Genomic DNA, 15,036 nt, shown 5'->3' with positions numbered 1-15,036 from the left:
GAAAAAAAACGACGGGGGAAACTCCGTCGTAGGATACCGCGAGCCGAGCGGCCGAATGCGTCTAAAAGCCGCAGAGAGCTGCCAGGTTTTCCCAGTGGATCTGCATCTCGGGCGTGGTGTAGCCCCAGAACGCCAGGCCCAGCACGGCCGCCAGCGCCAGCAGCCCCAAGGCGCGCCAGCCCCGATGGCGGCGGACGGCGGGAGGCGTTGCCGGGGTCATGCCGACGCGGGGCTCGTTGGCGCAACCGGCGTCACCGGTTGCTCCCGCACCGGCAGGCACAGCGCCGCCGCCACCACGGCCAGGATCACGCCCAGCCACCAGACCATATCGTAATTGCCGGTCTTGGCGTAGGCGTAACCGCCCAGCCAGACGCCGATGAAACTGCCCAACTGGTGCCCCAGGAAGACGATGCCCGACAGGGTGGCCGCGTAGCGCAGTCCGTAGATCTGCCCGATCAGACCTTGCGTCAGCGGCACCGTGCCCAGCCAGAACAGGCCCATCCACGCCGCGAAGGCATAGAGCACCCACGCCGACAAGGGCATGGCCAATAGCAGCAGAATGCCGAACGCCCGCATGAAATACACCACCGCCAGCAAACGTTTCTTGCTGTATTTTCCGCCCAGCTTGCCCGCGTAGAACGAGCCCAGCACGTTGAACAGGCCGATCAGCGCCACGGCGGTCGCGCCTTGCCCCGCCGTCAGGCCGCCGTCGGTCACGTAGGCCGGCAGGTGCAGCGTGATGAAGGCGGTGTGGAATCCGCAGACGAAGTAGCTCCAGAACAGGAAGTGGAACGAAGGATGGCGCACCGCCTGCCGCACCGCCGATGCCAGCGACTGCTGCGGCCCCGAGTGCGCTTGCGGACGCCCGCGCAGGAAATAGGCCAGCGGCGCGGCGCAAGCCACGAACAGCGACAGCACCCACAGCGCGCCCGACCAGTCCATGCCGGTGATCAAGGCTTGCCCGGTAGGCACCACGGCGAACTGGCCCAGCGAACCGCCGGCGCTGGCGATGCCCATCGCCGTGCTGCGGTAGGCCGCCGGCACGGCGCGCGCCACCACCGGAAGGATCACCGGGAAGGTGGTCCCCGCCTGACCCAGACCGACCAGCACGCCGGCGGTCAGGTAGAGCGTGGTCTCGTCGGTGGCGAAGCGCGTGCCGATCATGCCCAGCATGTACAGCACCGCGCCCAGCGCGATGGTGCGCCCCGACCCGTAGCGGTCCGCCAGGATGCCCATGAAGATGCAGGCCACGCCCCACACCAGGTTCTGCAGGGCGAAGGCCATCGAGAACACGTCGCGGCCCCAGCCGTGCGCCAGGCCCATGGGTTGCATGAAAAGGCCAAATGTGGCGCGCACGCCCATGGCTAGCAGCACCACCAGCGTGCCCAGGATGAGGGTGCGGGTGGAAATCGAATCGGTTTGCGTAGACATGAAACCCGTGTCTGGTTGTTGTATGGGTTTGCGTCCCCTCCTCGGGACGACCCGCACATCATATACAACCCGCCCGGGGGAAAACGGCAATAGCCATGCTGACGCCTCGCACTTTAGCCAGCCGTCACTCGGGCCCTCCCCCTACGACTAAGGTCGCATGTCCCGCGAATTGATGCGTCTCTATATTGGGCGGAGGCCCGTTCGCCCATAACAACAAGGAGACCCTCCCCATGACTTCGCCCAACGGCGTGGTTGCCGCGGTCATGCGGCATCCCAAATATCAGGAATTGCTGCGCCGCCGCAGCCGGACCAGCCTGCTGTTCTTCGCCGTCGCCGGCCTTATCTACGCTGGCTTCATCCTGACCCTGGCGTTCGACCCCGCCTTCTTCGCCCGCCCGCTGCCCGGCATGACGATGAGCATCGGCGTCCTGACCGGCATTCTCGTCGTGTGCAGCGCGGTGGTGCTGATTTCTGCCTACGTCCATCTTTCCAACACGGTTTTCGACCCGCTGCTGGCCGCCATCATCAAGGACGTCTCATGAAGCGCAAGACAGCAGTCGCCGCGTGGCTCCTCGTGCTGGGCTGCGCGCTGGCGGGATCGGTCCGCGCCGCGACCACCGGCCAAGCCAGCCCCTCCGCCATCGTGATGTTCCTGACCTTCATCGCCGGCACGATGGGCATCACGTACTGGGCCGCCAAACGCACCCGCACCACGTCGGACTTCTACACGGCGGGCGGCGGGCTGTCCGGCTTCCAGAACGGCCTGGCCATCGCAGGCGATTACTTGTCCGCCGCGTCCTTCCTGGGCATCGCGGGCATGGTCTACGTCAGCGGCTTCGACGGCATGATCTACGCCATCGGCTTCCTGTTCGGCTGGCCGGTGGTCATGTTCCTGATCGCCGAACGGCTGCGCAACCTGGGCCGCTACAACTTCGCGGACGTGACCTCGTTCCGGTTGGCGCAGACCCCCATGCGGGTGCTGGCGGCCAGCGCGTCGCTGCTGATCATCGCGCTGTACCTGATCGCGCAGATGGTCGGCGCCGGCAAGCTGATCGTGCTGCTGTTCGGGCTGGACTACAACGTCGCCGTGCTGATCGTGGGGTCGCTGATGATGATCTACGTGGTGTTCGGCGGCATGACCGCCACGACCTGGGTGCAGATCATCAAGGCCGTTCTGATGCTTTTCGGCGCCACGCTGATGACCGTCCTGGTGCTGGCCGCCTTCGACTACAGCCCCGACGCGCTGCTGGCCGAAGCCACCCGCGTGCACCCGTCCGGCCTGGAACTGCTGGCGCCGGGCGCGCAGGTCAGCGGCAATCCGCTGAACGCCCTGTCGCTGGGCATCGCGCTGGCCTTCGGCACCGCCGGCCTGCCGCACATCCTGATGCGTTTCTTCACCGTCTCGAACGCCAAGGAAGCGCGCAAGTCTGTGATCTACGCCAGCGCATTCATCGGCTATTTCTATTTGCTCACCTTCATCATCGGCTTCGGCGCGGTCGCGTTGCTGGTGCGCCACCCCGAGTACTTCGCGGCGGGCCCCGACGGCGGTTTCGACATGATGAAAAGCCTGGTCGGCGGCACCAACATGGTCGCGGTCCACCTGGCCAACGCCGTGGGCGGCAACCTGCTGCTGGGTTTCCTGGCGGCCGTCACCTTCGCCACCATCGTGGCAGTGGTGGCCGGGCTGGCGCTGGCCGGCGCCGCCGCCATTTCGCACGACCTGTACGCCAACGTCATCGCCCGCGGCCGCGCCACCGAACACCAGCAGATGCGCATTTCACGCTTGTCCACCATCGCCTTGGGCGTCATGGCCATCCTGCTGGGCATCGTGTTCGAGAACCAGAACGTGGCGTTCATGGTGGGGTTGGCCTTCGCCATCGCGGCCAGCGCCAATTTCCCCGTGCTGGTGCTGTCGATCTCGTGGCGCGGCTGCACCACGCGGGGCGCGACCATCGGCGGGTTCCTGGGCCTGGCCAGCGCCACGATCTGGGTCGTATTGAGCCAGACCGTGTGGGTGGACGTCTTCGGCTTTTCGTCGCCCATCACGCCCTTCCCCAACCCGGGCATCCTGTCCATCCCGCTGGCGTTCTTCTCGATCTGGCTGTTCTCGACACTGGACCGCAGCCCGCGGGCCCGGCAGGAAGCCGCCGCCTTCGACGCCTTGACCGTCCGCAGCCAGACCGGCATCGGCGCCACCACTGCCGTCGGCCATTAACCGTTCAGAGGAAGCTTCCATGGAACCCATCCGCGATCTCTATCCCGTGCCCGAGGGCTTTGCCGGCCCGCAGACGATCACGCAAGAACAGTATGAAGACCAGTACGCGGCATCGCTTGGCGATCCCGACGCTTTCTGGGCGCGCGCCGCGCAACGCGTGCAGTGGGACCGCGACCCTACGCAGATCCGGGACGTCAGCTTCGCCGCCGAGGACTTCCGAATCCGCTGGTACGCCGACGGGGAATTGAACGTCAGCGTCAACTGCCTGGATCGCCACCTTGAGACCCATGGCGACAAGGCCGCGCTGGTCTGGGAACCGGACGACCCCGGCACGCCCTCGCGGCGCATCAGCTACCGCGAACTGCACGCCATGGTCTGCAAGATGGGCAATGCGCTCCGCCGCGCGGGCATCGGCCGCGGCGACCGCGTCACGATCTACATGCCGATGATCGTGGACACCGTGGCCGCCATGCTGGCCTGCGCGCGCATCGGCGCCGTGCACAACGTGGTGTTCGGCGGATTCGCGCCGGCCTCCATCGCCGACCGCGTGCGCGACTGCGGCGCCCGGGCGATCATCACCGCCGACGAGGGCCGCCGGGCGGGCCGCACCATCGCACTGAAGGCCAATGTGGACGCCGCGATGCGCATGCCGGGCATGGAAGGCGTGCGCACGGTGCTGGTGGTCAGGCATACGGGCGCGCCCGTCGACATGACGGCCGAGCGCGATTATTGGCTGGACCGCCTGATGGACCGCGAAACCGACGAATGCGTCCCTGAACGCATGAACGCCGAAGACCCGCTGTTCATCCTCTATACCTCGGGCAGCACCGGCAAGCCCAAAGGCATGCTGCACACGACCGGCGGCTACCTCGTCTATGCCGCCTACACGCATGCCGCCATCTTCGACATCCGCGACAGCGACGTGTTCTGGTGCACGGCGGACGTGGGCTGGATCACGGGCCACAGCTACATCGTCTATGGTCCCTTGGCCAACGGCGCCACGACTGTCGTCTTTGAAGGCGTGCCCAGCTACCCGGACGCCTCGCGCTTCTGGCACGTCATCGACAAGCACGAGGTCACCATCTTCTACACCGCGCCCACCGCCATCCGCGCCTTGATGCGCGAGGGGGCCGAGCCCGTCCAGCGCACCTCGCGGCAGTCGCTGCGCCTGCTGGGCACGGTGGGCGAACCCATCAACCCCGAAGCCTGGCGCTGGTATCACGACGTCGTGGGCGCGGGCCGCTGCCCGATCGTGGACACCTGGTGGCAAACGGAAACCGGCGGCATCCTGATCGCGCCTCTGCCGGGCGCCAAGGCCTGCAAGCCCGGATCGGCCAGCATGCCCTTCTTCGGCATCCGGCCCGAGCTGGTCGATGTGCGGACAGGTGAGCTGATCGAAGGCCCCGGCGAAGGCAACCTGTTCATCCGAGATTCCTGGCCGGGCCAGGCTCGCGCCGTTTACGGCGACGACCGCCGCTACGTGGAAAGCTGCTTCAAGGACTATCCCGGCATGTACTTCACCGGCGACAGTTGCCGCCGCGACGCCGACGGCGACTACTGGATTACCGGCCGCGTGGACGACGTGCTGAACGTCAGCGGACACCGCTTAGGCACCGCCGAACTGGAAAGCGCGCTGGTATCGCATCCGAAGGTGGCCGAAGCGGCGGCGGTGGGCTTCGCCCACGACATCAAGGGTCAGGGCATCTACGTGTACGTCACGCTGAAAGCCGGCCTGGAAACGTCCGATACCCTGCGCCAGGAACTGGTGGCCCATGTCCGCCGCCAGATCGGGCCCATCGCGACGCCGGACCACCTGCAATGGGCGCCCGCCCTGCCCAAGACGCGCTCGGGCAAGATCATGCGCCGCATCCTGCGCAAGATCGCCGAAAACACCGTCGACGATTTGGGCGACATCACCACGCTGGCCGACCCCACGGTCGTGCAGGCGCTGGTGCAGGAACGGCGTATGGCATGATCGGCCATGCCCGTAATCCTGATCGCCGATGACCACCCGCTGTACATCGAAGCCCTGAGCGGGCTCATCGGCCGCCTGTTCCCGGGCGCGGTGATCCGCGCCGCCGAACAGGTCAATGCGCTCTACGACCTTGCCCAGGCCCATCCCCACGCCGATCTGCTGTTGCTGGACCTGGACATGCCTGGCGCTACCGGCTTTGACACCTTGACGCATGTGCTGCGTCTGCGGCCGCGGTTGCCTGTCGCCATCGTATCGGCGCATGACGACCCGCAGTTGATGCGCCGCGCGATCGATCATGGCGCGACGGGCTTCATCCCGAAGTCGGCCAACGCCGGCACCATCGGCCAAGCCTTGCGCCACGTGTTGCGCGGCGGCATCTGGCTGCCGTTCGATGACGGCCCGGCCAGTTTTTCCGGCCCCGAAGGCAGGCAGTTGGCGGCCAACCTGCGCGAACTGACTCCGCAACAATACCGGGTACTGCGGATGGTGGGCGCAGGCCTGCTGAACAAGCAGATCGCGCATGAGCTGAACGTGGCGGAGGCCACAGTCAAAACCCACATGACCGCCGTGATGCGAAAACTCTGCGTGACCAACCGGACGCAGGCGGTGCTGATTGCGGGACGCCTGGGATTGAGCGCCTGGCGCTAGGCCGCTTTCGTAACAGCAATCGCTGCCTCGAAATCTCCGCGTCTGAATATAGTTGATATTATCAACTAATTGGCTGAAAATGGGATTTTTGCCAACGCAGGTAAGCCATGATTCTGCAAACTCCGCTGACCCGATTGCTGGGCACGCGTTATCCCATCATCCAGGGCGGCATGAGCTGGGCATCGTCCAACGCGGCGCTGGCGCTGGCGGTGTCCCGCGCAGGCGGGCTGGGCGTCATCGCGGCCGGCCCGATGTACCCCGAGGCGCTGCTGGCCGCGGTGCGCGAGGTGCGCCGCGGCACCGACGCGCCATTCGCCGTCAACATCCCCCTGTACAACAAGCGCGCCCAGGAACACATGGACATCGCCATCGCGGAAGGCGTGCCGGTGATCATCGCGTCTCAGGGCGGCCCGCAGAAGCACATCGGCCGCGCCCGCGAGGCAGGCATCAAATGGCTGCAAGTGGTGGCAAGCCCATTGCATGCCGAGAAAGCGCAGGCGGCGGGGGTGGACGCGGTCATCGCCGTGGGCCCGGAAGCCGGCGGCCATCCGGGCCCGGACGAGATCGGCCTGCAGGTCCTGCTGCGCGCTACCGTGCGCCGCGTGGCCATCCCCGTGGTGGCAGCGGGCGGCATCGCCGACGGCGCCGGCATTGCCGCCGCACTGTGCCTGGGCGCCGCGGGCGCGCAATTGGGCACCCGCTTTCTGCTGACGCCCGAGGCCGGCGTGCACGCCGACTACAAAGCCGCCGTGCTGGCCGCCGGCGTGGCCGACACCACGCTGGTCGGCCGCGGGCGGTCGCCGGTGCGGATGCTGCGCAATACGTTCGCGCGCCAGTATCTGGCCTCCGAACGCGGCAGCGACGACGCCGCGCTGGATGCGCTGTTCGCGGTCAGTTCGCTGAAACAAGCGGCCCATGACGGCGACGTCGAAGGCGGCAAGGTCGAAGCCGGACAAAGCGCCGGGTTGATCGACAACCTGTTGCCTGCGGGCCAACTCGTGCAGCAACTGGTGGACGAGACGCGCGAAGCCCTGGCGCGCGCCGCTGCGCTAGCGGGCTGAAAACAGGGAAGCCGCCCACGGGCGGCTTCGATCACGCATGCGCCAGCGTGGCGCCTACTTCTTTATCAGACCCGCGGATTCCACCAGCTTCTTCATGGCAAGCTGGTCCTTTTCCACGAAAGCCGTGGCTTCGGCGGGCGTCATGTTCCACAAGTCCACCCCCTGCGCCTGCATCAGCTTGCCGTATTCGGCATCCGCGTTCACGCGGCCCATGGCCTCGTTCAGCCGTTGCAGCACGTCGGCCGGCGTCCCTTTGGGTGCCGCCAGGCTGTACCACGACGCGGACTCCGCGCCCGCCACGCCCGACTCGGCCAGCGTGGGCACATCCGGCAACAGCGGCGAACGCTTGCCGTTGGCATAGGCCAGCGCCTTCAGCCGTCCGCTGCGGATGAATTGCAGGCTCGCTGCCAGATTCAGCACGGCGATATCCACCTGCCCGCCCACCAGGTCATTGATGGCCGGCGCCGCGCCGCTATAGGGGATGTGCACGATGTCCACGCCTGCCCGCTCGCGGAAGAGCTCGGCGCCCAGATGCGGCGAGCTGCCCGGCCCGGCCGAGGCGTAGTTGATCTTGCCCGGCTCCTTGCGGGCCAGCGCGATCAGGTCGGCCACGCTGGCGGCGTTCAGCGTGGGGCGCGCCACCAGCATGTTCGGTTGATTGGCCACGATGGATACGAAGGCGAAATCCTTGATGCCGTCGTAGGGCGTGCGCTGCATCAGCGGCGTCACCACATGCGCGGCCGAGGTGCCCAGCAGCAAGGTGTAGCCGTCGGGCTTGGCCCGCGCCACGAAGTTCGCGCCGATGGCGGCGCCGCCGCCCGCCTTGTTCTCGACGATCACCGGCTTGCCCAGCTGCTTTTCCAGTTCACGCGCCAGCGCGCGGCCCAGCACGTCGGCAGGGCCGCCGGCGGCATAGGGGTTGACCAGCGTGATGGGCTGGGACGGATAGGGGTCGGCGGCCGCCGCGGCCGAGCAGAACGCGCCAGCGGCCAGGCCGCACAGCAGACGCTTGCGGATAAATAGACGCTTGAAGGTCATCATGGGTTTGTCTCCTGCAGTTTGGTTTTTTTGGTGTGGCGATGAATGGCGTCAGATCGCGCCCTCTGCGCGCAACGCCTGGATTTCCGACTCGGACAGGCCCAGCGACGACCTCAGGACGCTGTCGGTGTGTTCGCCCAGCAGCGGCGGACGATCCAGACGCGGATCCTCATAGCCTTTGAACTTGAACGGCACGGGCACGGCGCCGAAGCGGCCGATGGAGGGATGGTCGTAACTGGACACCATGCCGCGTGCCAGCACGTGTTCGTCGTGCATGATTTCCGCCACATCCAGGATCGGTCCGGCGGGTACGCCCACGGCATCGCAACGCCGGCAAAGCTCGTCGCGCGTCAGCCGACGCGCCGCGTCCGCCAGGCCAGCCATGACTTCGTCGCGCCGCGCCACCCGCACGGCATTGCGCGCCAGTTCCGGGTCGTCCGCCCATTGCGGCAATTCCAGCGCCTCGCACAAGGGCTTCCAGTGCTGGTCGCTGCCCGTGATCTGCACCCAGCGCCCGTCGCCGCATTCGAACGCGGCCGACGGCACACGCCCGGGATGCTCGGTGCCCAACCGTTGCGGCACCTCGCCCAACGCGAAGTAGCGTGCCGCCGCCAGCGACAGCAGGCCGACCTGCCCGTCCAGCATCGAGAAGTCGATGTGGCAGCCCTGCCCCGAACGCGCCCGGCCCACCAATGCGGACAGGATGCCGATCGCCGCCCACAGGCCCGACGTCAGGTCCGCCACCGGCAGGCCCGGCTTGACGGGGCCCCCGCCCCGCTCGCCCGTCAGGCTCATGATGCCGCCCATCGCCTGGAAGACAGTGTCGTAGCCCTTGCGGGGCGCATACGGTCCGGTCATGCCGAAACCCGTGCAGGAAAAATAGACCAGGCCGGGATTGCCCGGCGCGATCCTGTCGCGGTCCAGCCCGTACTTGGCCAAGGTGCCTACCGGGAAATTCTCGACGACCACGTCGCAGGTTTCAGCCAGCCGGCGGATCAGCGCCTGCCCCGCGGGTTTGCGGAAGTTGACGGTGATGGATTGCTTGCTGCGGTTGAACGCCAGGTAGTAGGCGGACTCCGTTCCGCCTTCGCCCTGCACCTGCGGCTCGAAGCCCCGGGTTTCGTCGCCCGTGCCAGGTTGCTCGACCTTGATCACGGTGGCGCCCAGTTCAGCCAGGATCATCGAAGCGAACGGGCACGCCAGCACCCGCGACAGATCCAGAATGGTCACCCCGTCAAGCGGCCTCATCGCGCGGCCCCCTGACGGAATCCGCGCATGATCACGTTGGCATCGCGCCCGACGCCCAGCGCCTCGGCCAAGCCCAGATCCGCCGCGCGGTGGAAGGCGCGTTTGGTCAACCCCATGGCGGCGGGCTCCCAGCCCGCCAGCCGCCCGGCCATCGCCAAGGCCGCGTCCAGCACCCCGTCGGCAGGCGCGACGCGATTGGCGATGCCCAGCGCCAGCGCGCGCGCGCCGTCGATGGGTTCCGCCATCGCGACCAATTCGAACGCGTGCTTGCGGCCCACCTGCCGCACCAGGTTCGCCATGACGACGGCGGCCACGATGCCATGGCGCAATTCGGGATAGCCAAAGCGCACGTCCTCGGCCATGACGGTCAGGTCGCAAGCCAGCGCCAGCCCCGCGCCGCCGCCCAGCGCATTGCCGTGCACCGCGCCCACGACGGGCTTGGTCATGCGCGAGAACACCAGATGCAGCTCAGTCGTCAGATCGGCGCGGGCAAGCACCGCCTCGGGCTGCTCCAGGGTCAGCCCCGAAAATTCGGTCGTGTCCGCGCCCGCGCAGAACGACTTGCCGTTGCCGGTCAGCACGACGGCGCGCACCGCCGCATCGCGCTCCGCTTGCGACAACGCGTCCAGCAATGCCGTGGTCAGGGCCGTATTCAGCGCATTGTGCTTTTCCGGGCGGTTCAGGCGCAGCAGTCGCACGGCGCCCTGGTTCTCGACGATCAGTTCCGGCATGACGCAAGTCCTCTTGAATAGGGGTCAGGAATTTGATTGATTTAATCAACAATATGGGTAAAAAAAGGCGCCGGGCAGGCGCCGCTTGTTCATCGTGGCTGCACGCCCCGGCCGCGGCGGACCGGCACCTCGGCTTTGAATTCGTTCAGCATTTCCAACGCATGGGCCGTCAGCTTGTCCAGCATCCGCTCCATCTCGTCGCGCTCTTTCGCCGACAGCACGGCAAGCATGGCGTCGTTGCGCTGCACGGCGGCAGGGAACATCTCGTCGTACAGCGCGCGCCCTGCCCGCGTCAGGTCCAGGCTGACGCCACGGCCGTCCTGGCTGTCGGCGCTGCGGTGTATCAGGCCGCGTTCGATCAGCTCGGACACGGTCCGGCTTGCCTGGCTCTTGTCGATGTTGGCCTCGCGCGCCACCGCATTGAGCGACATGTCCGGCGCCGCGCCCAGCAACGCGATGATCCGCCACTCGCGCGGCCCCACGCCGTAGCGGCTTTCGTTCAGGCCCGCCGCGATGCGGCTGGATACGTAGGCCAGGCGATTCAACCGGTACGAGAACAGCTCTTTCAAGGCGGTCGGCTGGCCGCGCTCGGAGGAGACTGACTTGTGTGCGTTCAGGGTTGCCATGGCTGGGCTCTGCAAAGATTGAGAAAAAGCGTACGGGCGCGCCGGGCGCCCCCCTGGCCGCATGATATACAAATGCGCCGCGCCCCAGTCATGGCGCGGCCAGCGCTTGCCGCGCGCCCGGAATCAGCGGATTCATGCCGCTTAGCGCAACCCGGCTATGCAGCGGCCGGCCCAGCGTTTGCTGGCAGAACGCGGAGACCTCGTCCAGCGCATCCAGGTCCAGCCCCGTGCGCATGCCCATCGATTCGAACAGGCTGACCAGATCTTCCGTGGCGACGTTGCCCGTGTGCCCGCCGCCGTAGCGGACCTTGGCCGGATGCCCGCCGACGCCGCCGAACGCGCAGTCGAAATGCCGCACGCCCGCTTCCAGCGCGGACACGTAGTTCACCAGGCCCGTGCCCCGGGTGTCGTGGAAATGCGCGACCGGCGTCAATTGGGGAAATTCGTGCGCCAGGCGGCCGTACAGCTCGCGCACCGCTGCCGGCGTCGCCATGCCCGTGGTGTCGCCCAGCGTGACGATGCCCACGCCCAACCGCGCAAACCGCGCCACGTCATCCAGCACCGAATCCGGATCCACCGCGCCCTCGAACGGGCAGCCGAACGCCACCGAGATCGTGCCCACCATCCGCAAACGCCCGCTGGCCAGACCCGCCATTTCAGCGATGTTGTCCCATTGCGCGGCGCGCTCTCGCTTCAGGTTGCGCAGGGAATGCGACGCGCTGGCCGACACCAGCAGGCTGATCTCGTTGGCGCCGATGCCGGCATCCTGGTCCGCCAGCGCGCGCTGCACGGCGCGCGCGTTGGCGCACGTGGCCTTGTACCAGACGCCCGCGCGGCGCGGCAGCACCGCGAGCAGTTCGCTGGCATCGGCGAACTGCGGCACCACCTTGGGATTGGAATAGGAGGTTGCCTCCACCCGCTCGAATCCCAAGCGCGCGAAGCGGTCGATCAGGTCCGCCTTGACCGCGGTGCCGATGAATTCGGGCTCGTGCTGCAAGCCGTCGCGGGCAAAGCACTCGCACAACACCACATCGCGGGCGCTCATGCCGCTTGCTCCAAACCGAACAGGGCGATCGCATGCGCGCGCAGCTTGTTCTTCTGCACCTTGGAGCTGCCTGTCATGCCGATGTGTTCGAAGCTGTCGACCACCGCCACATGGCGTGGCACTTTGTAGTTGGCGCAGCGTTGCTTGCACCAGGCCGTCAATTCCTCGGCCGTGCAGTCCTGCCCGTCTTTCAGCAACACAAACGCGGCGGGCACTTCGCCCAGGCGCGCATCGGGCACGCCCACCACCTGGGCCATGCGTACCGCGGGGTGCGCGTGCAGCACTTCTTCCACCTCGGCGGGCGCGACGTTTTCGCCGCCGACGCGGAACATGTCCTTCAACCTGCCCACCATGCGCAGGCGTCCGTCGGCATCCATCTCGCCCAGGTCGCCCGTGCTGAGCCAGCCGTCGGCGCCCAGCGCGCGCGCGGTCGCATCCGGCATGTTGTAGTAGCCCTTCATGACGCTCCAGCCGCGCGCCTGTATTTCGCCCGCCTCGCCCACGGCCACCGGCTTGCCGGTGCCCGGGTCCACCACCCGCACCTCCATGCCCGGGTGCGGCAATGCCCAACCCGCCGCGCGCAGGGAAAACGGATCGTCGAATGACGAAAGCGTGATGTTGGGGGAGGCCTCGGATTGGCCGTAGGCGTTGCACATGCCTGGCACGCCCATGACGTCGCGGATCTTCTGCATGACCTGCGGCCCGGCCGCCGCCCAGCCGCCGCGCAAATGGACGCGCGACCGGTCGAAATCAGGATGGCCCATCAACATGAGGAAGATCGTGTCGTTGCCGGACGTGAGCGTGCAGCGTTCGGCGTCCAGCATTCGCAAGGCGTCCGCCACGTCGAATTTCGGCAACGTCAGCAGGCAGCAACCCGTCGCAAGGCTGACCAGGATCGACAGCGTGGTGCCGGCCACATGGAAGTACGGGCGGATGCTGAAGTAGCGGTCGTCCGCGGTCACGCCGATGCGTTGCGCGGCGGCCCACGCGTTGGTCAGCATATTGGCATGTGTCAGCATCACGCCCTTGGGAAACGAGGTCGTGCCGGAGGTGTACTGGATCAGCAGCACATCATCGGGAACGACAGCCTGCGTGCGCGCCAGCAGCGTGGCATCGTCCACCGCTTCGCCTGCCGCCAGGAAGTCCTGCCAGGGCTGCGCGCCCTTGGGGCAGCGCTCGCCCAGCACCACGACCTGGCGCAGGCAAGGCAGGCGTTCGCCCGGCAAGCCGCCCGCGCGGTCCAGCGCCGGTTCCACTTGCGCCAACAGCGCCAGGAAATCGATGCCCAGGAAGGTGTCCGCTGTCAGCAGCAACTTGACGTCGGCCTGCTTCAGGCAGAACTCCAGCTCTTCCGTCTTGAAGCGCGTGTTGACCGGCACCGTCACGGCGCCCAGCATCGCGCAGGCATAGAAGATCTGCACCCACACGCCGCTATTGCCCAGCAGCACACCGACGTGATCGCCATGCCGCACCCCTGCGGCGTGCAAGGCGCGCGCGATGCGCTGCGCCTGCCCGCGCATGGCACGCCAATCATGGCGTTCGCCCGGCGCGACGAACGCCAACGCCTGCGGGCGTTCAAGCGCCACGCGCTCCAATGCCTGAGACAACGTCACCGGTGCGGCGATCATGCGCGGCCCCCTTGCTCCGGCGCGCCGAACCCGGCGATCGCCTGCCGCCAGTCGGTGCCGCGCAAGTTTTCTTCGATGGCCAGCAACTCGATCGCCATGGCGCCTTCGCGCGTGGTGGCCAAGCCCTGGTCGATGCTGCGTTTGGTCAACCGGACCGTCAACGGCGACGCGCCGGCGATCTTCGTGGCCATTTCCAGCGCCACGGACGGCAACGCGTCCGGCGCATGCACCTGATTCACCAGGCCGATCTCGCAAGCCTCGGCCGCATCGAAACGGCGGCCCGTGAACAGCAGCTCTTTGGCCTTGCGCGCACCCGCAATGCGCGGCAGCCGCTGCGTGGCGCCGACAGTGCCCCACCCCACTTCGGGATAGCAGAAGATCGCGTCGGACGAGGCCAGCACGAAATCGCACGCCGCCGCGATTTCGCAGCCCGATCCGAACGCCGGCCCCTGCACCACGGCGATCACCGGTTGCGGCATGCGCTCGATGGCGCCGTAAGCGGCGAAACCCTGCACGCGTCTTGCCGTCATCTCGGAGGTGCTCATGGTCTTGCGTTCTTTCAAGTCCGCGCCGGCGCAGAACGCCGCCCCGGCAGCCCGGATCAGCACCACATGCACGCCGGAGTCCAGGGCCAGCAAAGCCATGGCCTGCACCAATTCGGCGCACATCTGGGAATTCAGCGCATTGCGGCTGTCGGGTCGATTCAACGTCACCGTGGCGACACGGTCCTGCACGTCCAGCAAGATCGTGTGAAAAGTCGGGGTCATGCCTGCTCCTGGATGTTCTAGGTCTTGAAATCGACTTTACGGCATATAGTTGATTTAATCCACTATTTTTTCAGGAGCGAGTTCACGGAGTCGGATGCAGCCAGGGAGCGTCGGCGCCGGCGGATTCATCGCATCGGGCGCAAGCCCCGGCGCCTCTGCTAGACTTGCGCCCTGTCAGCGACCTGGATTTGCCTTGATTAGTGATACACTCCGCCCGGGTGTTTTCCTGCAATATCAAGGCACTAGAGAAGAAATTCGCCTCTGCGCGATCGCTTCAACACCCAAGTTTTGACCGTCTCGCCGTAGTTAAATGGATATAACCGGCCCCTCCTAAGGGTCAATTGGTGGTTCGATTCCACCCGGCGAGGCCACCTCTGGCCTCGGTTCCGACGCCGCGCCCCTCCCCCCGAAATACCGCACGTTCAGCCAGATGAGGGTTAATCCGGGCTACGCTCACGCGCCTTGCGCCGTTAGCTTCTCACGTCGCGTCTTGTGACGAATTGAATCGACGTCAATACGTCACCAATATTTTTTTCAGCGATGATAGCGAATCGTCTTGCGCGCAACTTGATGTGCTGTTTAAATTCGACGCGTAAGCCCCTAATTCCTCTGGATTTTTTCTG

14 protein-coding genes and 1 tRNA gene are annotated in these 15,036 nt (G+C 66.7%); 6 read left to right on the top strand and 9 right to left on the bottom strand.

From position 1 onward, the window contains the following. Positions 1-61 precede the first annotated feature (61 nt). Together A9973_RS22770 and A9973_RS22765 are read right to left on the bottom strand one after the other, a co-directional pair. Entirely contained in the window at positions 62-220 is a 159-nt protein-coding gene (locus A9973_RS22770; protein WP_183015935.1) for a hypothetical protein, read from the bottom strand. Beyond that, positions 217-1,431 carry an MFS transporter gene (locus tag A9973_RS22765; protein ID WP_183015934.1) on the bottom strand — a complete coding sequence of 405 codons (1,215 nt, stop codon included), beginning with the start codon at positions 1,429-1,431 and terminating at the stop codon, positions 217-219. The genes A9973_RS22770 and A9973_RS22765 overlap by 4 nt, the downstream gene beginning before the upstream one ends. Positions 1,432-1,661: 230 nt before the next feature. Here A9973_RS22765 and A9973_RS22760 point away from each other — a divergent pair, with 230 nt between their 5' ends. The 5 genes from A9973_RS22760 (at position 1,662) to A9973_RS22740 (ending at position 7,330) form a co-directional block, all read left to right on the top strand. Continuing rightward, positions 1,662-1,973 (top strand): DUF485 domain-containing protein, encoded by a 312-nt coding sequence (locus A9973_RS22760; protein ID WP_183015933.1) that lies wholly within the window; start codon positions 1,662-1,664, stop codon positions 1,971-1,973. Beyond that, positions 1,970-3,646 carry a cation/acetate symporter ActP gene (actP, locus tag A9973_RS22755; protein ID WP_183015932.1) on the top strand — a complete coding sequence of 559 codons (1,677 nt, stop codon included), beginning with the start codon at positions 1,970-1,972 and terminating at the stop codon, positions 3,644-3,646. Before A9973_RS22760 ends, actP begins: the two co-directional genes overlap by 4 nt. 19 nt (positions 3,647-3,665) lie before the next feature. Then, positions 3,666-5,621, top strand: a complete 1,956-nt coding sequence (gene acs / locus A9973_RS22750; RefSeq protein ID WP_183015931.1) for an acetate--CoA ligase — start codon at positions 3,666-3,668, stop codon at positions 5,619-5,621. A gap of 6 nt (positions 5,622-5,627) precedes the next feature. After that, on the top strand, positions 5,628-6,269 hold the full coding sequence (locus tag A9973_RS22745; protein WP_183015930.1) for a response regulator transcription factor: 642 nt from the start codon (positions 5,628-5,630) through the stop codon (positions 6,267-6,269). A 107-nt stretch (positions 6,270-6,376) separates the two neighbouring features. Beyond that, positions 6,377-7,330: a nitronate monooxygenase family protein gene (locus A9973_RS22740; protein ID WP_183015929.1), complete on the top strand. Its 954-nt coding sequence runs from the start codon at positions 6,377-6,379 to the stop codon at positions 7,328-7,330. A 54-nt stretch (positions 7,331-7,384) separates the two neighbouring features. Here A9973_RS22740 and A9973_RS22735 read toward each other — a convergent pair whose 3' ends face one another. From A9973_RS22735 to A9973_RS22705, 7 genes are all read right to left on the bottom strand, one after another. After that, entirely contained in the window at positions 7,385-8,371 is a 987-nt protein-coding gene (locus A9973_RS22735) for a tripartite tricarboxylate transporter substrate binding protein (protein ID WP_183015928.1), read from the bottom strand. A gap of 48 nt (positions 8,372-8,419) precedes the next feature. Next, positions 8,420-9,616, bottom strand: a complete 1,197-nt coding sequence (locus A9973_RS22730; protein ID WP_183015927.1) for a CaiB/BaiF CoA-transferase family protein — start codon at positions 9,614-9,616, stop codon at positions 8,420-8,422. Beyond that, positions 9,613-10,347, bottom strand: coding sequence for an enoyl-CoA hydratase/isomerase family protein (locus A9973_RS22725; RefSeq protein WP_183015926.1), 735 nt, complete (start codon positions 10,345-10,347; stop codon positions 9,613-9,615). Before A9973_RS22725 ends, A9973_RS22730 begins: the two co-directional genes overlap by 4 nt. Positions 10,348-10,436: 89 nt before the next feature. Further along, positions 10,437-10,973: a MarR family winged helix-turn-helix transcriptional regulator gene (locus tag A9973_RS22720; RefSeq protein ID WP_183015925.1), complete on the bottom strand. Its 537-nt coding sequence runs from the start codon at positions 10,971-10,973 to the stop codon at positions 10,437-10,439. Between the two features lie 88 nt (positions 10,974-11,061). Continuing rightward, a complete protein-coding gene (locus A9973_RS22715; RefSeq protein ID WP_183015924.1) occupies positions 11,062-12,018 on the bottom strand; it encodes a hydroxymethylglutaryl-CoA lyase in 957 nt (318 codons plus the stop codon). Next, positions 12,015-13,646, bottom strand: a complete 1,632-nt coding sequence (locus A9973_RS22710; RefSeq protein WP_183015923.1) for an AMP-binding protein — start codon at positions 13,644-13,646, stop codon at positions 12,015-12,017. The genes A9973_RS22715 and A9973_RS22710 overlap by 4 nt, the downstream gene beginning before the upstream one ends. Beyond that, positions 13,643-14,413 (bottom strand): enoyl-CoA hydratase/isomerase family protein, encoded by a 771-nt coding sequence (locus tag A9973_RS22705; protein ID WP_183015922.1) that lies wholly within the window; start codon positions 14,411-14,413, stop codon positions 13,643-13,645. The genes A9973_RS22710 and A9973_RS22705 overlap by 4 nt, the downstream gene beginning before the upstream one ends. A 296-nt stretch (positions 14,414-14,709) precedes the next feature. On the opposite strand from A9973_RS22705, the gene A9973_RS22700 reads away from it, so the two are divergent. Beyond that, positions 14,710-14,784 (top strand) — tRNA-Arg (locus A9973_RS22700). Positions 14,785-15,036 lie beyond the last annotated feature (252 nt).

Source organism: Achromobacter sp. UMC46 (genome assembly GCF_014170335.1).
Taxonomy (GTDB): domain Bacteria; phylum Pseudomonadota; class Gammaproteobacteria; order Burkholderiales; family Burkholderiaceae_B; genus Achromobacter.
The sequence above is the reverse complement of the archived record's forward strand: the minus strand, read 5'-3'. Positions and strand labels throughout refer to the sequence as shown.